The organism is Acinetobacter brisouisimilis (assembly GCF_000368265.1).
GTDB lineage: Bacteria > Pseudomonadota > Gammaproteobacteria > Pseudomonadales > Moraxellaceae > Acinetobacter.
Genome location: NZ_KB851219.1, coordinates 1,810,848 through 1,830,067, shown reverse-complemented (window position 1 = coordinate 1,830,067; position 19,220 = coordinate 1,810,848). Strand labels below are relative to the sequence as shown.

Here is a 19,220-nt window from a genome sequence, read left to right as displayed (position 1 = left end):
AGTAAAGAAGAAAGGACGCCTAAAAATAAAATGCCGAATCGGAGGATTCCCGTATGGCTCATGCTAAATCTAAATATAGTCACATTAACAGTTTTCATGCATTACAAACCTTGCAGGTGGGTACGCACAGCTATCAGTACTTTAGTTTGCCCAAAGCCGCTGAACGGCTTGGCGATTTAAGCAAACTGCCAAAATCATTGAAGGTGTTACTGGAAAACCTCCTGAGATTTGAAGATAACCATACGGTTACCAGTGCCCATATTCATGCGATTGTGGATTGGTTAAAACAAAAAACCAGTGAACAGGAAATTCAGTATCGCCCTGCACGTGTGCTGATGCAGGATTTTACGGGTGTGCCTGCGGTGGTCGATTTGGCTGCAATGCGTGCAGCAGTTGCCAAAGCAGGTCAGAACCCTGACAAGATTAATCCGCTGTCACCCGTGGATCTGGTGATCGATCACTCGGTAATGGTTGATCACTTTGCCAGTAGTCATGCTTTTCATGATAATGTTGAAATCGAAATGCAGCGCAACGCCGAACGTTACCAGTTCTTACGTTGGGGGCAGTCGGCATTTAATAATTTTAGTGTGGTGCCGCCAGGCACAGGGATTTGCCATCAGGTCAATCTGGAATATTTGGCGCAAGCGGTTTGGACAGCCGAAGATGATGGGCAAACTTTTGCCTTCCCTGATACCTTGGTAGGGACAGACTCACATACCACCATGATCAACGGCTTGGGTGTATTGGGTTGGGGTGTCGGTGGAATTGAAGCCGAAGCAGCGATGCTCGGACAACCGATTTCGATGCTGATTCCCGAAGTGATTGGTTTTAAACTCACAGGAAAATTACCTGAAGGGATTACCGCGACGGATTTGGTGCTGACCATTACCCAGATGCTGCGTAAAAAAGGTGTGGTGGGTAAGTTTGTAGAATTTTATGGTGATGGCTTAGCAGATTTGCCACTGGCTGACCGTGCGACGATTGCCAATATGGCACCTGAATATGGCGCAACCTGCGGTTTTTTCCCGATTGACGAAGTGACCTTGGAATATCTACGTTTAACTGGTCGCCAGCCTGAACGGATTGCACTGGTTGAAGCCTATAGTCAGGCACAGGGGTTATGGCGTTACGCAGGTGATGAACCTGAATTTACTGACAGTTTAAGTCTGGATATGTCCAGTGTTGAAGCCTGTTTGGCAGGGCCGAAACGCCCGCAAGATCGGGTGCTGCTGTCGAATGTCGCTAAAACTTTTGATGAAGTCTTAGAACTTAGTATGAAGCCCGCCAAACAGGATAAAGAAAAACTTGAAAATGAAGGTGGCGGTACAGCCGTTGCTGCACAAACCGCCAGTGTGCAAAATAATGCGCCAAGCTGTACGCTCAATGGTGAACACTTTGAGCTCAAACATGGTGATGTGGTCATTTCGGCAATTACTTCATGTACCAACACCTCCAATCCAAGCGTTATGCTGGCAGCTGGGTTACTTGCAAAAAAAGCGATCGAAAAAGGCTTGCAGCGTAAACCGTGGGTGAAAAGTTCTTTAGCACCCGGCTCTAAAGTGGTGACAGACTACCTTGATGCTGCAGGATTGACCCCGTATCTCAATCAGCTAGGTTATCAGTTGGTCGGTTATGGTTGTACCACCTGTATTGGTAATTCTGGACCTTTACCTGAAGTGATTGAAGAAGCGATTCAATGTCATGATCTGAATGTAGCATCGGTACTTTCAGGTAATCGTAACTTCGAAGGGCGGGTGCATCCACTGGTCAAAACCAACTGGTTGGCATCACCACCGTTGGTGATTGCATTTGGGTTGGCAGGGACGATTCGTATAGATTTAACCAAAGAACCACTGGCGACCAACGATCAGGGGGAAGCAATTTACCTCAAAGATATTTGGCCGACTACAGAGGAAATTACAACGGCATTGCGGCAAGTCAATACGGCAATGTTCCACCGTGAATACGCACAGGTGTTTGAGGGAGATGCCAGTTGGAAAGCAATTCAGATTCCTGAAAGCCAAACCTATGCGTGGGATGATAGTTCGACGTATATTCAGCATCCACCATTTTTTGCAGACATTGATCAGCCTCCTGCACCAATTGACAATATTGTCGATGCCCGAATTTTGGCGGTGCTGGGCGACTCGGTCACCACAGACCACATTTCACCTGCGGGCAATATCAAAAAAGACAGTCCTGCAGGACGTTACTTGCAAGCTCATGGTGTTGAGCCGAAAGACTTTAACTCCTATGGTTCACGCCGTGGTAACCATGAAGTGATGATGCGTGGCACATTTGCCAATATCCGCATTAAAAACGAAATGCTAGGGGGGGAAGAAGGTGGCAACACCATTCATATCCCGAGCGCTGAGAAACTGGCAATTTATGATGCGGCAATGCGCTATCAGCAAGAACATACACCACTGCTGATTATTGCAGGTAAAGAATATGGGACAGGTTCATCGCGTGACTGGGCTGCCAAAGGAACTAATTTACTTGGCGTAAAAGCCGTGATTGCTGAAAGTTTTGAACGGATTCACCGCTCCAATCTGGTAGGCATGGGCGTGTTGCCACTACAGTTTGTTGATGGGCAGACCCGTCAAAGCCTGAATTTGACAGGGCGAGAGATTATTTCGATTTCAGGGCTTTCTGATCATTTACAGCCACATCAAAGCTTACAGGTCCATGTTAAACGTGTTGATGGTTCGCGTGATCAGTTCGAAGTATTGTGCCGAATCGATACGCTGAATGAAGTGGAATATTTTAAAGCAGGTGGGATCTTGCATTATGTGTTGCGTCATCTGATCGCGTCCTAATGTTGGACTTCTTTCAGCAAAATTTACAACCTCTTTATTTTTCTCCTATAAGGATAAACACAAGGGATTGATGAAAGAAGCTTATTGATGTTCTAGAGAAAAAGCGCCAAGACATTCTCGGCGCTTTTTTCATTCCCTCTAGATTGCAAAAAGCAGTAAAATAGCCGCCCTGTCTTTTAATTCTTGAAATGTTAGCGCTATGACCGATCTTGCTCATGATGAATATGACCGCCGTTTTGCAGGTGTTGCCAAAATTTATGGTGAGCCGAATTTCAATCAGTTTGAACAAAGTCATGTCATGGTGATCGGGATTGGCGGTGTGGGCAGTTGGGCAGTAGAAGCCTTGGCACGTACAGGCATTGGGCGTTTAACACTGGTCGATATGGACGTGATTGCATCATCCAATATTAACCGCCAGTTACCTGCTATCAGCTCGACACTGGGGCAGGACAAAGTTGCGGTGATGGCAGAGCGTTGCCGCCAGATTAATCCGCGTATGCAGGTTAACGTCATTGACGATTATCTGAGTCCTGAAAATGTTAAAGAACTTTTGATTGATGTGCCTGATGTGATTCTGGACTGTATTGATGATGTCAAAGCTAAACTTGCCTTGATGCTGCATTGTCGTTTTAACAAGATTCCGTTGATTGTGTCAGGTGGTGCAGGGGGCAAACTCGATCCACTGAAAATCCGTGTGGCGGATTTGTCCAAAACAGAGCAAGACCCGATGCTGGCAAAACTGCGTACCCAGTTACGCAGTAAAGGCATTTGTAAAAAGCCTAAAGAGAAGTTTGGCATTACCTGTGTTTACTCGATCGATAATCCGTTTTCCAGCGCCGATGTTTGCCCAAGTGCAGGCTTGCGCTGTGGCGGCTATGGATCTGCAGTAGTAGTAACGTCAAGTTTTGCCATGATTGCGGTGGCTGAAGTGCTGAAAAAACTCGAAGCACTACGTAAAAAATCAGTTTGATGTCCGATTTGTACATACATTCGCCGTAGAGCTGTATGCATATTTTTTGATTACTAAACGCGTCTTTTTAAATGTATAGAGCAACATATTTACAAAAATGGAAACAAATGGTCAGCAGTATCAACATGCTCGATACTGCTGACAAAAATATTTAAAGCTGCGCTTCTCGTAAATAATCTTCAGTGCGTTTCATCGCTGCCTGAATGTTCTCAATCGCCTGTTCAACATCAGCAAAGGTTTTTGCATTGCCGCCACTCAGTGCCTGACGCCATTTGCGTGCGCCAGGTAAGTTTTGGAACAAGCCTAAAATATGACGGGTGATAATCGACAAAGGCGCACCTTCGGCAAGACGTTGCTGAATGTAAGGCAACATTTGCTGCATGATCTCAAAACGGTCAGGCATGTCCAGATTCCACAACTCGCCCAGTTCTGCCAGCAAATATGGATTGTGATAGGCTTCGCGCCCGATCATCACCCCATCAACATGTTCTAGATGGGCTTTGGTTTCAGCAACGGTTTTTATCCCGCCATTAATTTCAATAAACAGGTGAGGACGATCTTGTTTTAAGCGGTAGACATCTTCATAGCGTAATGGGGGAACTTCACGGTTTTCTTTGGGTGATAAGCCTTTGAGTAATGCAATACGGGCATGTACCACAAAATGCGTACAGCCTGTTTGAGCCACGGCATCAACAAAATGTAGCATTTCCTCATAAGACTGCATGTCATCAATCCCGATGCGGTGTTTGACATGTACAGGGATTTGCACTGCATGTTGCATGGCTGCAATACATTCTGCGACCAGTTCAGGTTCTGCCATGAGACATGCACCAATTTTATTGTTTTGTACGCGGTCGCTTGGGCAGCCAACATTCAGGTTAATTTCATCATAACCCCAGTCTTGTGCCATTTTGCTACAGGTCGCAAGTTCTTTGGGATCTGAGCCGCCCAGTTGCAGCACAATCGGGTGTTCTTGCTGATTGAAGTTTAAATGACGTGGTGCATCACCATGAATAATCGCGCCCGTGGTCACCATTTCGGTATAAAGCACGACATTTGGGTTAAACAGGCGAGCAAAATATCGATAGTCTTTGGTTGTCCAATCCATCATCGGCGCAACACTGATGCGGGGAGTCTTTGTGGTTTCAAGGGTTTCTGTTATATTCATTTAAAATCAACCTATTAAATCAGTGTTGCTTGAAATTATTCACTTCTATTTTAACCTATTTCTCACTTTTTAAAATTTGATTTACGCCATAATTACGCCATAATGTGTTTGATAAATTTATGGCGTAAATTAATGGGAACAATTACACAACGTAAATTAGTTAATGGAACTATCCGCTATCGTGCTGAAATTCGTATTAATCGTAAAGACTTACCTATTTATAAGGAAAGCCAGACTTTTGGGTCAAAGAAAGTTGCAGCAGGCTGGATAGCAAAGCGAGAAGCTGAAATAGAAGAAAATCCTGAAATCCTGTTTGGTCAAGAAGAGATCATTGACTTAACTCTAACTGATGCCATTACTAAATATTTAGCAGAGGTGGGTAATGAGTATGGTAGAACAAAGACCTATTCACTAAAACTTATTCAGAAGTTTCCAATCGCGCGGCATATTATCACAAAAATTAAATCTACTCATATTGCAGAGCATGTTGCATTAAGGAAAGAGGGGATTCAGCATATGGGCTTAGTTCCTGTTGCTGCGAGTACTCTTCAACATGAGCTTTTACATATTCGTGGTGTTTTATCTCATGCTTCTGTTATGTGGAACATAGATCTTGATTTAAATGCTTTTGACAAAGCAACGTCACAGCTTCGGAAAACACGCCAGATTTCTTCTAGTAGAAAAAGAGATAGACTTCCTACCAATGATGAATTACTCCAACTAACTAAGTACTTTGCTGATAAATGGTCTAGAGCACAATATAGTTATCCCATGCATTTAATTATTTGGTTTGCTATTTTTTCGTGTAGACGTGAAGCTGAAATTACACGTATGGAGCTGAAAGATTATGATGCTCATAATCAAGTGTGGAAGATACGTGATTTAAAAAATCCGACAGGATCAAAAGGTAATCATAAAGAATTTCATGTACTAGAGCCATGTAAAACAATTGTTGATCTTTTAGTTAACCCAGTTGTACGAACTAGAATGTTAAAAAGAGGGTATTCACAAGAGTATTTCATTCCTCTGAGTCCGCGAACCATCGGAGGAGAATTTAGAAGGGCATGTAAGCTTTTAGGAATTGAAGATTTAAAATTTCATGATCTGAGACATGAAGGATGCACACGCTTAGCTGAGCAGGGCTTAACTATCCCCCAGATTCAGCAGGTAAGTTTGCATGATTCATGGGGGAGTCTTGAACGTTACGTCTCAGTAAAGAAAAGGAAAGAAACTATAGGTCTAGAACATGTTCAAGATGTTCTTCCTGTAATTTTATAAAAATCATCCAGTTGTGATTTATATGTTTCTTCTAAAACAAAAGCTAGATCAAAGATGTCTACAAAATATGGGGATTTCTGGCTTTCATCAATTTTATAGCAAACAAAAGGAAACTCCATTTTTTTTGCTTTCTCAAATAATTTTGCTTTACTTAAATGTGAATAATAGATAGCCCCTACTTGTTCTAGGGTTGGGGTTATTGTTCTGAATTGAAGAAATAAATAATCTGAAGTTTTAATAGGTGTTTTATTCATAACCATATCCATTAAGTGTAAGATAAATATATATTTATTTCAAATCTTAGTGCTATACGCTAGCAGGATGAAAGCAAGATTTTCGATATCAGCTATTGTAAAAAAATGAGAAAAGTGAACAATGTCGAAAAAAGAGTAACTTTTTTCGACGTTCATATGCCTAAACTTACTGAAGTACAAAATATTGCAGTTACAATAATGGACTACTTATATTTGCATGATGTAGTTTCGCTAGTTTCATTTTCTGAAAAGAAAATTAAAGCCTATACAAGTCTTTTAGGTGCTATTGATGAGGTAAATGAAAAGAGGAAACATGAAAATCAAGATTCTGAAATATATAAACATTTTTTAATTTGTTGTATTGAGATCTTAGCTTCTGGGAAAGCTAAAATAAATAACTTGGATGAAATGGAAATTGTAAAAACTATTTATACTGCATTTTTAGAAAAAATAGTTGATCATAAATTCTCAAAAGAAAATTTTTTATCAGATATGAATGACTTAGTAAAATATTATCATCCGCTAACATTAGATGATAAATTATCATATAAATTTGCTAGTCAAATGCTTTATTTTGAATACGATAACGTTACTATCAGTACATTTAAAAAATTTTTAGACTTAAAAATTTTAAATTCAGATAAATATCAATATATTAAGGCTGAGAAGGGGAATGATTTTTTTGATAAAGTCTTTTTGAGGGCAATGTTATTTCTTGAGTTTGAATCAACAAAAAAACAAATTTACATTCAAAAAATTTATTATAAGAGAGGATTTTCTGTAAGCTTAAGAAGAAAAATTGAGGATATTGAAAAGGCATTTTTATATGTAAAATCAATAAAAAAATCTGAATCTTTAATTGGAATTAAGTTAAAAAGTATAGTGAATATTAATTTAAATGATCATAAAGAAATACAAGAGTATTTGAAAAATCTAAATGATAGACTTGCATATAATAAATTATTTTTTTATAACATTCCTTCTTGTATTGGTTTAATGGGGTGTTGGTTTTTAATTTACTTTAAAGAAACAGATTTGAAAAAACCTATTTATCAAGAAATATTTTCTGATTTTATTTTTGGAGATAATGGTAAAACTACATGTGCCAAAGATGCTAAAAATATAATTTTAAAATATGGGCTGACTCTAACAGAAAGAACATTAAACTCGTACTATGATAAATTTTATCCTTTTTATAACTTTATTAGATTTTTAGTTGATGAATTAATTAATAATAGAAAAAATGTAATTTTATTTAATGATATTGTTGATGAACTTCTTTATAAATCAATAATTGATTCAAATTTTGAATTAAATCTTGGTGTCGTGATTAATCATTTAAAAAGAAAATAAAACTAGTATGAATATTTGAATTGCTGACCTTGCAGGTCAGCAATTCATTCTGCTTTAGTAAATAGGCTTTCCTTGTTCATTTAAACAGGTTTTTATATATGACTCATTTATTAATTTTTCAATCATATTTTCCTCACTCAAATTATTTTTAAAAGAAAGTTGGTGTAATGCTTCTCTCGCCTTTTTTGTAAGAGCGTAATGGTTTGTTTTTTTAATTTTTTTATCTTCTCTATGCTTTCGTTGATACCAAGCATTTGATAATTTTCGACGAAGAGCATAATGAATATTATTATCTTCAATATAGATTAAATCAAATATTGAATTGATAAGTGTTTCATACTCAGATTCATCTACTGAATCTTGTCTATATTTTCGAAACTCTAGATGATCATTAATATAATCCTTTGCCCATATGAAAAAATTGGATTCAGCAAAATTAAAGTGTTTATTGAATTTAGAATAAACATTATCAAATAGATGATAAATATCATCTATTTTTCTTGGGTTCTCATAAAAATCAGGAAATGTGTAAACTAAATAAAGGAATTTAAAATATAAGTTTTTTATATATTTAATCTCTCGTTCTCGCACTTCTTGGCACATAATATGGCATGCAAAATTTAAAAATCTTTTATTGTTTTTAATGAGATTGTAATCGATTTTAGAACTCTTAATAGCTAATTTATATTCTTTTAAATCATAAATAAAATTATCAATAGTTCTCTCATCTTGATACTGAAAATGATTAAGTATATTTTTTTTAATGTCATTGAGTTCTTTTAAGTTGTTTAGAGTTTCAATGTCGTCTTTTATTGCATCAGCTACATTACGTGATAGCCCTTTATTGTAGAGATGAAGTAACCAGATAAAGTCTTCATCACGGAGTGGGTTTAATTTTGACTTTAAATCATTGTATGCTGCTAGATTGTTCATAGAGTATCCTACTTTGAATTGGCTTACGTAATACTTTATTTAATGTTATCAGTATATTCTAGTAATTTTTCCGTGTTATTTAACGCTATTTTTGACTATTTTTTTAAATGCTTTTTATAAGAGAAACGAATAAAGAAATAGATGATAATTTTGATGGAGATAAGTCTGATAGATACAGTGAATGAAATATTGAGTTTCATTTAGTTCCTAACAGGTATTAAAGGATATGGAATTCTAAAAAATAATCACGTCGGATAACTTTATCTTTCTAACCTATGTGCTCTTGATCATGAATCACTTGATATATGCTTTTTTTATCCAGTAGATGAAGGTTTTTCCGATAAAAAGTGATGGGATTAATTTTTTGAAATGGGTGTAATGATATGATTTATTTAGCTAGTTATTTATATTGATTTATCTCTATCCTTTTATCTAATCATTCAATTATCCATTTATCGTGATTGTTTAAATTAATTTATTACATGATTGACTTCTTTTATGGTACTTCACTGTAAAGGAAATCACATGTTATTGGAAATTAATGAATCTAGTTTGCTAATAGAGATTGAGAATTTTATTCAGAACTGTTTAGTTGTGTCTCGACAACCTAGATCTTTCTATTTGGAATTTAGTCAGTTATTAAAAAACTTTGAACAGATCTATGATTTAGATTATTGCTATTCTGGTTTGATTGAGTGCTTTTGTTATTTTCTATATGAGTATGAAATAGAATTATATAGTGCTTATCAATTAGAAGGCTATTTAAAAGAAAAGCCATTTAAACAGTGGCAACAATATTTTAAATCTGCAAAAAAGAAATATGATTATGAAATGCGCCAGCATCGTTATTCTGAACGATTAAATGTTCAGAAGCTTGAATCACGTTTGGATGAGCTGGTAGAAGATTATTCTGCACTGTTAGTGGTGCGAGTCGATTTAAATTATCGTACTCAAGTTACTATTCAGCAGGTTTCAGATGATTTAAATACTTTTCGACGTGAGTATGATCAAACTGAATATTCAGAAGATACCTTGCTGTTAGTTTGGGCATTAGAACAGGGTGAGGTAAGAGGTGGTTATCACTGTCATGTTGCTTTGATTTTAAATGGTCGAAAGCGTAGCGCTGCATGGCATATTTCTAAAGCGATTGGCACATTATGGGAAAAGGTTACTGATCATCAAGGTGGTTATTTTAATTGCCATCGAAAAGAATATATAGAGCAATATGATCGAAGAGGCAGTACAGGGGTTGGTATGGTGTTTAGTCAGCTTTCCCATCAAGTCCAGAATATGTATCAAGTTATGGCATATTTAGCCCGACCAGAAAAGGCACAGTATTTAAGAGTCAAAACCTCAGCCAAGATGCGTAGCTTTGGCATGACACAAGCAAAACCGAAGATTACTCGAAGAAACAGGTGTCGAGCTTAATCATCTTGATTGAGTAAAATAATGAGGTAGATGGTTTACCTCATTATTTAAAAGACTGAATGCATCAGCATGATCAATGCATACTGTTACATGAGATTGGTTCTGGATCACTGATGTAGGTTTCAAAGGCAAGATGATGTTGACCTTGTGCTTTTGCAGGATATTGCGCTCTAAAGCGAATACATTCCCCAACACTGAGATTATCCAGCAGCCAATTCTGAGCAACCGATGTGCTATGCATATCAAAGCTGACCGTACCTTGATTGGTCGTGATCACTTCTTTGTAATCAATCTCAGCGGTGCGTCCCGTAATTAAAAATGAATACTCATGTTTGTAGTCAGCACTGGCAGGTCGATAAGCTGGTTCAGATGATGCCGATGCGGTTTGTACCGTTTCTCCATCTTGGATAATCGGGGACGGTGTAGTTGCTGGAGTGGCTTTGGCTGGTGTTTGACTGTTGATGATCCGTTCAATGGCAACATCAATGCTTTCCCCAAAGTCTACCTCCTTATCGTAGCGTGCATCACTTTGGAACCATCTTAAATAAAAGCTTGGACGCTGCTGTTCTAGGTATTCAATTTTGTGATCCACCAGTTGAAGCAGTTCTTGATAACCTGCTTCGCCCACTTCCTGTTTTGCCTTGTCTGGTTCAGCAGTTATTCGATCACGGAACAGTTGTAAGCCTGCGATGGCATGTCTGATTCGGATGTCGTTACAGCTGACTGAATTATCCGCAATACATTCCTTGGCTTGCATACTGAGTTTAGTGTAATTGAGTTCACTACAGCCAACCAATAGGCTGATCATGCTGGCTAGAATAAGTGCTTTATTCATGGCTTGATTTTTCCTATGGATGGTCGTTATGGATTAAAAGTCCAATTGCCTTGGTCTGTTGCAACAGTGACTTCAATAATCTTACTCTGACGACAACGCGTACCCATCTTCAGGACACCTCCAAAGCTTAAGACTGCATGGGTATTCGGTTTCATGTCAGAAAGCATTTGGCAATTACCACGGTTGACTGAAATTCCATAAACTGCAAGTCGATCAACCGTGGATTGAACATTGACATTGGTGAAATAGTTGGGTTGACCGACATCAGGCTCCAATGAGATTCGTACAGGTGAGCCTTGTGCTGCGCTCTGTTGTGCATTGTTTGCTGGGGTATTCTGAGCTTCTTCCAGCACATTCATACACTCGTTTTTAATACCAGCTCCAACTTCATTCTTATCAGAATCCCAAATCACATCTGTGTCATCACAGCCGAGGGTATTCTGAGAGGCATTCTCTTTAAAGCGAATGTTCCATGTATAGTTATATAAGCCTTTGTTGTTTTTATCCTGATTGATGAACTTGATGTGATCCACTGAAATTACGGTATAAGCATTGGGGGAGTCCTGATCCAGTACTTGCTGCAACGCCGCTTTACCATTGCTTTCAATGGCCATTTTTCCGACCTCAGATAAAGGAATCCCTGAAGGTGGAGTGGCTTCGGTCTGGACTTGGCTGGCAGCTGTCGTTGTGGCATGCTCTGTTTTTGAACAGGCTTGTAGTGATAAACCGCACATCAGCAAAAGTGCGAGTTGGGTTTTATTCATGAGTTTTTATCCTGATCAGGTTGTTATTATTCAGTGGTGAATTGTGTTGGTAGACCATACGCATTTGTTTCAGCATCACTGTCTTGGATTGCCCAAAACAAGAATAAAAAAACCCCGACTATTGGAACGGCAACGATACAGACCCACCAGCCTGAGCGTCCAATATCATGCATACGACGCACACTCACTGCGAGGTTAGGGAGCATGACAATTAGCATGGCAAGCGAAGCAAGATTTTGACTAATGAAATGCAAGAAGATACTAAGGAGCACGCAGAAGAGTTGAAAGTACCAAAACTCACTACGTACGGAACGCCCTTTAAAGTCCGCAAATTTTTTAAAGCAGTTCAGGATTGCAGTGTGATAGTGGTTATCTGTGGCTTGTTCTAATCCTTTAAGGATCTGTTGACTTAAAACTGATGAAGTCGAAATTGATTCGTGAGCTGTTTTATTCAGTGAGGACGGTTGTGCTGGGACAGGCGCATCAATATAGATGGCAATCGCTTGCTGATCAGCGCTGACCTCAAAGTCTACAGGAGTGCCACGGACAGGATTGATCTGTTCTTTCCATTGTTGCCCTGTGAATGGATAGCGTAAGCCATTATCACCCAAGATCACGCCTGTATTGTCCTGAATGGAGAAATCCAGAATTTTGCCTTTCATTATATGGGGTATCCTTATTCTTTGTATTTGCTTAGAAATAAACCCACAGCCAGTCATGCTTTTGCTTAGTTATAAATTGAATCGATGACATTGGGCTGAATGGGCTGTTCCATCCCGTACAGGCGAAGCTAAAAAGGCTTGAGTCCATCCAAGTGCCATTGACCAAAACCGATGAGTCAGGCAGCAGTGCAGGATTCCCAGCAGTTGGTCATGTAAAGACCCAATGCAGCGTTGTTATTCTCAAGATGCTTTTTACCAAGCTGAATGGATGTCTGAGCTGCGTGACCCGTTAATCTGTAAAGGGAAGTGCAGTCTTGTTGCAAGAAATGGGAATACGAATTGGATATTGAAGAAGAATAGTCATGGCGACTCCTTAGGTAATAAGAAGTTCTACCGAATCACTGTCAATTGATTATGGTGGCAGAACGAAAGGGGGTTGACAGACTGAACCTAAGAATCAGCACACTCGAAAGTGTCCCCCTCCCGTTCTACCGCAGAGGGAGCACGAGATCGCGCACTAAAAGTAAGGAACCTTTAGTGTTCTTAGGAAACGGTCTGTCAAAACCGACTGACGATGTAGGTCAGCCAGCAAATCATAATCGGAGTTCTGGGTAACGTCAATTTAAAAACAATTCAGATATATATCATCTAGATGAGAATCATCCTTCTTTATTTGGGTTGGCCTAACAGGTCAGCCCTTTTTTATTTCTAGAGGTTTATCGCTATGAGTATTTCTTGTCCTTATTGTTATTCCAATCATGTAACTCGTGTCATTCAAAACCAGACAGCTTCTGGTTCATCGAACGGCAGCATGTTCTCATCATCTGCCTCCTTTGCCACGATTGGTGCATCCTTGTCGAAATCATTGCCTATCCCGATGTCCCCTTTGCTTGGTGGAATCGCAGGTGCAGTAGTGGGAGGTCTGTTGGGCAGTCTGTTTGATGATGCACCTAAGCAGGCACCCAGCTATCAGTATTTTTACTGTGAAGATTGTGGGCGTAGTTTTCAGTAATTGAATCAGGAGAAAAACAGATGGCACATTTAGTTGAAAATATGGCGTATGTTGGTGAAACTCCATGGCATGGTCTGGGTAATTCATTGACACCCAATCAGCCGATTGAAGTCTGGGCACAACAGGCAGGTATGGACTGGCGGATTGAATCCTCCGATGTTAGTTACATGGCTCAGAACGAACGTGGACAGAATATTATTCTGCCGTATGAAGAACAACGGGTGTTGTACCGTTCCGATACGCATGCCCCTTTATCCGTGGTCAGTCAGCGTTATCAGGAAGTCCAGCCCTTGGAGATTTTGGAATTCTACCGTGATCTGACTGAACAGGCAGGTTTTGAACTGGAAACCGCAGGCGTACTGAAAGGTGGTAAGAAATTCTGGGCATTAGCCAAGACTGGACAAACCTCTATGCTCAAAGGCAAGGATGTTAGCAATGGCTATATTCTTCTTGCCACGGCTTGTGATGGGACACTAGCGACCACGGCACAATTCACCTCAATCCGTGTGGTCTGTAACAATACTTTGGCAATTGCCCTAAAAGGACAAAGCAGTAGTGCGGGTGTAGTCAAAGTTCCACATAGCACCAAGTTCGATGCTGAGAAAGTGAAACAGCAACTGGGCATTTCCGTTCGGGCATGGGATGAACACATGTATGAAATGAAACAGCTCAGCCAACGTAAAGTCACCCAAACTGAAGCAGCAGCCTATTTCGATGCCGTGTTTAACAATAACAGTCTGAGTATTGCTGATCAGGACGACAGCATTATTCAATTTTATCGCAATGTTGCCAGCCAAGCACACAGCCCTACGACAAGCAAAACGGAGAATAAAACTGAACCGAATGGGCGTGCTATGTCTAAAGTCATGAGCATGTTTAACGGGCAGGGACGTGGTGCTGAACTGAGTTCAGCCAAAGACACAGTTTATGGTTTGCTGTGTAGCATCACCGAGTTTGCAGATCACGAACGTCGAGCCATGAGTCAGGATCACCGTCTAGATTCGGCTTGGTTTGGTGCAGGTGCAGCCCTGAAACAACGCGGATTGGAACAAGCCTTACGCTTGGTTGCCTAAGCTTATTCTAGCCTAAGCCATATTGAACTTAATCAAGACCCATACATCTATATCAAATATCGCCTTAGCCGACTTGCGTCGGCTAAGGCTTTTTTATGCTCAAAATTAAGGAATTCATCATGAATCAACAGATTAACCCTTCGCTCTCTACAATAACATCCAAGCATAACAAGTCATTTGTGGCACCAAAATTGTTGACCGCAAAACGCTTTGTGGATACCCGAAAGCTCAGTCAAGCCGAATGGCTAGAAGTGCGTCGACAAGGCATTGGCAGTAGCGATTGTGCCGCAGCCTGTGGGCTGAATCCGTATATGTCGATGTTAGAACTGTGGATGATTAAAACTGGACGCATCCAACAAAACCTTGAAGATGATCATCAGGGGCATGCACCCTTGTACTGGGGTAAACAGCTAGAACCCTTAGTCGCGGATTACTACAGCCTGCATACCCAGTATAAAGTCCGTCGGGTCAATGCCGTGTTACAGCACCCTGATCCTGACAAGCATTTTATGCTGGCGAATCTGGATTATGCCGTAGTGGGCAATCCTGACGTACAGATTCTGGAATGTAAAACCGCAGGCGAACATGGCGCAAAACTCTGGCGAGATGGCGTACCGCTATATGTGTTATGTCAGGTGCAACATCAACTGGCGGTGACAGGTAAACAGGCGGCTCATGTTTGTGTGTTGCTATGTGGGCATGAAACCAAGATCTTTAAAGTCAGCCGTAATGAATCAGTGATCATGCACATCATTCAGGCTGAGCGTCAGTTCTGGGAGTGTGTGGAACAGGATATTCCACCATCAGTCGATGCCAGTGCCTCAGCCGCCAAAGCCTTGCAATTGCTTTATCCCAAACATGTGCCACTGAGTACGACTGATCTGTCTGAAGATGCCGATGCCAATCAACAGTTTGAACAGTTAATTCAACAGCGCAATTTGATTGAACAGCATCAAGAGCAATTCGATCTGCTTAAGCATCAACTACAAGCCAAGATGCAAGAGGCAGAACGTGCCGTGTTTCAGGGTGGATCTGTGACTTGGAAGAAATCCAAGGACAGCATTAGCCTCGATACAAAAGCCTTGTTGCAACAGCATCCTGAATATCTACAGCAGTTTCCACAAAGCAAGCAAGGCAGTCGACGCTTTAGCTTGTATCCCTCAGCCTGTTAAATCCCCCAATGTAAAAAATCCGCAAAGTCGCCCTGCTCGCCCTTTCCTCAATATGAGGAAAGGGCATTTGGACAGCTCTGCGGGATGAATTCATCCATGGAAGCTTGGCAACTCTGTTTATCCACGAGATAGACATCAATCAATGTGTCTCATGCAGTTGCCGTGTTGCTTCTAGATAAAACCACAGTTCTGTAATTAAATAGTGAGAAAACAACATGATTAAAGGTTTGATTATTACTCCGCCTGTACTGGGTCGTATCAGTATCGGCAAAGTAGTAGAAAAGAATGGCAAACGTCTGCCTGAAAAAGACGATCAATTTACCATTACCAGTCAGATTCACAACAAAGAGGGTTGGGTCAAACATCCTTTAGATGAACAGCTTCGTGCCAAAGCTCCTAATCAAAAACTCAGAAGTATTCCAGTGCGGATGCTGTTTGATGATCCTGAACTGAATTTACGTGCCGAATATACCTTGTTTGACCGTCAGACGGGGCGACCCGTGTGTATTGGGGATGGGGAAAGCTGTCAGCGTCGAACAGGCAACGGGGTTGAACAACATCCTTGCCTATCGCCTGATCTATGTCCGTTAGCCCACGGCGGACAGTGCAAGCCTTATGCCCGTTTATACGTCAACTTGGATGAACAGGATGAGTTGGGTAGCTTTGTGCTGAGAACCACGGGCTTTAATACGATTCGTACCTTAACCGCACGGCTGCGTTACTACCATGCAGCCGTGAATGGTTTGCTCTCCTGTTTGCCATTACAACTGACTTTAAGAGGTAAGAGCACCAGTCAAAGTTATGGCACACCGATCTACTATGTTGATTTAACTTTAAGGGAGGGAGTCAGTTTGCAACATGCCATCATTGAAGCCAAACAACTGCAACAGGAAGCCCAAGCCTGCGGCTTTCAGCAAGAGTCACTCGATCAGGTAGCAAGACAGGGTTATGCCAATGCAGTATTTGATCGGGATGAGGGTGAAGGTGGGGTAGAAGTTGTGGAAGAGTTTTATCCTGAGCAGCAAGATGGCTCATTACGAGCAGTAGTTAGTCTGAATCAGGTGATTACGGAGATTCAACAAGGTTTGCAGCAATCAGTAAGTAAGCTTAATTAAATTAAAGGATTGGAAAAAGTGGAACTTTTAGTAGGTTGTGCTTTTTTCACGATCATATCAATCACAGAAATTCTAAAAGGATTATCTTGTCATTGTATATCTCGTTAAAATAGCAGCACTTAAATTTTTTTACTATTTTTTTTTGTTAAGTGCATAACTTTTAATAAGTCTGAGATATGTTAACTTAACAGGATTGTTTAACATTAAGTACCAAACTAAAGTAGTTATCTAGTTTACAAGATGAGGTTGTTAGTGCATGAGTATTACAGTTGAACAAATTAATCTTTGGCGTCAACTTCCCTCGGAAACGCAAAATTTAGAATTTAAAGAAGCAAAAACACAATATGATACTAAAAAATTATCTCGATACTGCGTTGCGATTGCAAATGAGGGGGGTGGTCATCTAATTCTCGGAGTCAAGGATAAATTACCTCGAGACGTAGTAGGAACGCAGGCTTTCCATGATCTTGTTGATATAGCTGGGAAATTATTTACTTGGGTTGGCTTTCGCGTTGATATAGAAGAAATTAATCATCCAGATGGCAGAATATTAGTATTTATTATTCCACCACGTCCTAGAGGAACAGCTTATCACTACGAAGGTGCTTATCTCATGCGTTCAGGTGAGGAACTCGTTCCTATGTCTGAAGACCAGTTGCGTAAAATTTTTGCTGAAGGACAGCCTAATTGGTTGGAAGAGATTGCACTTAAAAATATATCCGCTCAAGATATAGTACAACTTTTAGATACACAGACTTTTTTTGAATTATTGAACCTACCATATCCAACGGATCAATCAGGTGTTATTGAAAAACTTATTAGCGAAAAGCTGATTGAGAAAACAGATGTTGATTTTAACATATTGAATATTGGTGCAGTATTATTGGCTAAAAATCTTAAAAAATTTAGCCGTATTCAGAGAAAAGCAACTCGAGTAATTGTCTATAAAGGGGAATCAAAATTAGAAACACTTTCTGACTTAACTGGAGAAAAAGGTTATGCAGTTGGTTTTATTGGGCTAGTTCAATATGTCATGGGCAAATTGCCTCAAAATGAAATCATTAAAGATGCGATCCGTAAAGAAGTGAAGTTGGTACCAGAAGTGGTTATTAGGGAACTACTAGCGAATGCCTTAATTCATCAGGACTTTGAAATGACAGGTGTATCACCTGTGGTAGAAGTTTTTTCTAATCGTGTAGAAATTTCTAATCCTGGCGAACCAATTGTACCTGTTGAACGGTTCATTGATGGTTATCAGTCTAGAAACGAACGATTAGCAGATATAATGCGTCGGTTTGGTATTTGTGAAGAGAAAAGTAGTGGTATTGATAGAGTAATTGAATCAGCCGAGATTTTACAATTACCAGCTCCTGAATTTCTTATAAGTCATAAAAGAACAATAGTTGTTATTCATGGGGAAAGAGCTTTCCGTGATATGAGTGGTAGTGATCGTGTTCGAGCATGTTATCAGCACTGTGTTCTACAATATGTCTTAAGAAAACAAATGACGAATCAGTCACTAAGACAGCGTTTTGGTGTATCAGAAGGAAGCGCTAATATTATTTCTCAAATAATTTCTTCTGCTGTCGAACAAAATCTAATTAAGAATGATCCGAATGCCCCTGACTCTAGGCGCTATGCTAGATATATACCATTTTGGGCATAAAATCTTATTTCATCGCAAATCGAAATTATTCTTAAATTGTCTTCAAGATTATGATTTTCAATTTATTTTTTATTTCATTTCAAATCAGTGTGGTTGTTTTGAATGCGGTAACTCAACTATGAATGATACAGATTCTAAGTCATTATTAGGATACATAATCTTATTTCATTGCAAATCAAAGTGACTTTTAATTTTAATCTTAAAATGTTGATTAATATTAGTTTTTTTATTTCATTGCAAGCTGATAAAAAATGCTAGATAGGTGAATTTGATCATGAATGAAATACAGCTAGAAAACTGATTTCTAATTTTCTCATAATGGCAGGAAAATTATTCATGGTATTGATGTTGCCTTTGATAGCAAAAATTCTTTATGCAAAGACTATACAGATTTTACTTGAAGCAGATTTATAGGCATCAATTGAATGCTTAAATTCACATTTGCCTACAAGTTGTTTTGAGTAACTATTTCCAACTCAGAAAGCCTAGACTTAGTGACCAATAACCGTGCTTTTTATCATATATTATTAGAAGAAGTCTTTGTTTATTATAATGTTTCATCATGCTTTTTTGTGGGCTGTGATCAAGCTATTATGGCAGTCTAATATACAAAAAGGAGTACAGTACGAGTGTACTTGTTGTGAATCAGTCAATTTTATGTCAATCAACATAACAGTTAGCTAACTCTCAAAAACTTATCATTCAATGGCTATGTGTA

16 protein-coding genes and 1 pseudogene are annotated in these 19,220 nt (G+C 39.5%); 11 read left to right on the top strand and 6 right to left on the bottom strand.

The window, feature by feature from the left end; genetic code table 11:
• Positions 1 to 53: 53 nt before the first annotated feature.
• On the top strand, positions 54 to 2,819 hold the full coding sequence (gene acnA, locus F975_RS12330; protein ID WP_004753786.1) for an aconitate hydratase AcnA: 2,766 nt from the start codon (positions 54 to 56) through the stop codon (positions 2,817 to 2,819).
• Between the two features lie 199 nt (positions 2,820 to 3,018).
• Entirely contained in the window at positions 3,019 to 3,789 is a 771-nt protein-coding gene (locus tag F975_RS12325; RefSeq protein WP_004753784.1) for a tRNA threonylcarbamoyladenosine dehydratase, read from the top strand.
• 151 nt (positions 3,790 to 3,940) lie between these two features.
• Here F975_RS12325 and dusA read toward each other — a convergent pair whose 3' ends face one another.
• Positions 3,941 to 4,957 carry a tRNA dihydrouridine(20/20a) synthase DusA gene (gene dusA / locus F975_RS12320; RefSeq protein ID WP_004753782.1) on the bottom strand — a complete coding sequence of 339 codons (1,017 nt, stop codon included), beginning with the start codon at positions 4,955 to 4,957 and terminating at the stop codon, positions 3,941 to 3,943.
• 132 nt (positions 4,958 to 5,089) lie between these two features.
• On the opposite strand from dusA, the gene F975_RS12315 reads away from it, so the two are divergent.
• Entirely contained in the window at positions 5,090 to 6,235 is a 1,146-nt protein-coding gene (locus F975_RS12315; protein WP_004753780.1) for a site-specific integrase, read from the top strand.
• Here the strand turns inward: F975_RS12315 and F975_RS12310 are convergent.
• Positions 6,208 to 6,489: a pyocin activator PrtN family protein gene (locus tag F975_RS12310; RefSeq protein ID WP_004753778.1), complete on the bottom strand. Its 282-nt coding sequence runs from the start codon at positions 6,487 to 6,489 to the stop codon at positions 6,208 to 6,210. The genes F975_RS12315 and F975_RS12310 overlap by 28 nt on opposite strands.
• A 156-nt stretch (positions 6,490 to 6,645) precedes the next feature.
• On the opposite strand from F975_RS12310, the gene F975_RS12305 reads away from it, so the two are divergent.
• Complete coding sequence (locus F975_RS12305) at positions 6,646 to 7,842, top strand: hypothetical protein (RefSeq protein WP_155757297.1); 1,197 nt, start codon at positions 6,646 to 6,648, stop codon at positions 7,840 to 7,842.
• A gap of 54 nt (positions 7,843 to 7,896) precedes the next feature.
• On the opposite strand, the gene F975_RS12300 is transcribed toward F975_RS12305, so the two are convergent.
• The gene (locus tag F975_RS12300; protein ID WP_004753775.1) at positions 7,897 to 8,775 is read right to left on the bottom strand and encodes a hypothetical protein; all 879 of its coding nucleotides are present in this window, start codon (positions 8,773 to 8,775) and stop codon (positions 7,897 to 7,899) included.
• 525 nt (positions 8,776 to 9,300) lie between these two features.
• Here F975_RS12300 and F975_RS12295 point away from each other — a divergent pair.
• Positions 9,301 to 10,203, top strand: coding sequence for a YagK/YfjJ domain-containing protein (locus F975_RS12295; protein WP_004753770.1), 903 nt, complete (start codon positions 9,301 to 9,303; stop codon positions 10,201 to 10,203).
• Positions 10,204 to 10,276: 73 nt separating this feature from the next.
• On the opposite strand, the gene F975_RS12290 is transcribed toward F975_RS12295, so the two are convergent.
• The 3 genes from F975_RS12290 to F975_RS12280 are packed head-to-tail and all read right to left on the bottom strand — an operon-like array spanning position 10,277 to position 12,464.
• Complete coding sequence (locus tag F975_RS12290) at positions 10,277 to 11,038, bottom strand: hypothetical protein (RefSeq protein WP_004753768.1); 762 nt, start codon at positions 11,036 to 11,038, stop codon at positions 10,277 to 10,279.
• Between the two features lie 26 nt (positions 11,039 to 11,064).
• Positions 11,065 to 11,802, bottom strand: a complete 738-nt coding sequence (locus tag F975_RS12285) for a hypothetical protein (protein WP_004753766.1) — start codon at positions 11,800 to 11,802, stop codon at positions 11,065 to 11,067.
• A 26-nt stretch (positions 11,803 to 11,828) separates the two neighbouring features.
• A complete protein-coding gene (locus F975_RS12280; protein WP_004753764.1) occupies positions 11,829 to 12,464 on the bottom strand; it encodes a DUF805 domain-containing protein in 636 nt (211 codons plus the stop codon).
• Positions 12,465 to 13,188: 724 nt separating this feature from the next.
• On the opposite strand from F975_RS12280, the gene F975_RS12275 reads away from it, so the two are divergent.
• The 6 genes and pseudogenes from F975_RS12275 to F975_RS16040 all read left to right on the top strand — a co-directional run.
• A complete protein-coding gene (locus F975_RS12275; RefSeq protein ID WP_004753763.1) occupies positions 13,189 to 13,476 on the top strand; it encodes a hypothetical protein in 288 nt (95 codons plus the stop codon).
• A gap of 20 nt (positions 13,477 to 13,496) precedes the next feature.
• Positions 13,497 to 14,549 carry a DUF932 domain-containing protein gene (locus F975_RS12270; protein WP_004753761.1) on the top strand — a complete coding sequence of 351 codons (1,053 nt, stop codon included), beginning with the start codon at positions 13,497 to 13,499 and terminating at the stop codon, positions 14,547 to 14,549.
• Positions 14,550 to 14,668: 119 nt separating this feature from the next.
• On the top strand, positions 14,669 to 15,721 hold the full coding sequence (locus F975_RS12265; RefSeq protein ID WP_004753759.1) for a YqaJ viral recombinase family nuclease: 1,053 nt from the start codon (positions 14,669 to 14,671) through the stop codon (positions 15,719 to 15,721).
• Positions 15,722 to 15,936: 215 nt separating this feature from the next.
• Complete coding sequence (locus tag F975_RS12260; protein ID WP_004753757.1) at positions 15,937 to 16,836, top strand: recombination directionality factor; 900 nt, start codon at positions 15,937 to 15,939, stop codon at positions 16,834 to 16,836.
• Between the two features lie 256 nt (positions 16,837 to 17,092).
• Positions 17,093 to 18,502, top strand: a complete 1,410-nt coding sequence (locus F975_RS12255; protein WP_004753755.1) for an ATP-binding protein — start codon at positions 17,093 to 17,095, stop codon at positions 18,500 to 18,502.
• 329 nt (positions 18,503 to 18,831) lie between these two features.
• Positions 18,832 to 19,053: pseudogene (locus F975_RS16040) on the top strand (hypothetical protein); the annotation flags it as partial.
• Between the last annotated feature and the right edge of the window lie 167 nt (positions 19,054 to 19,220).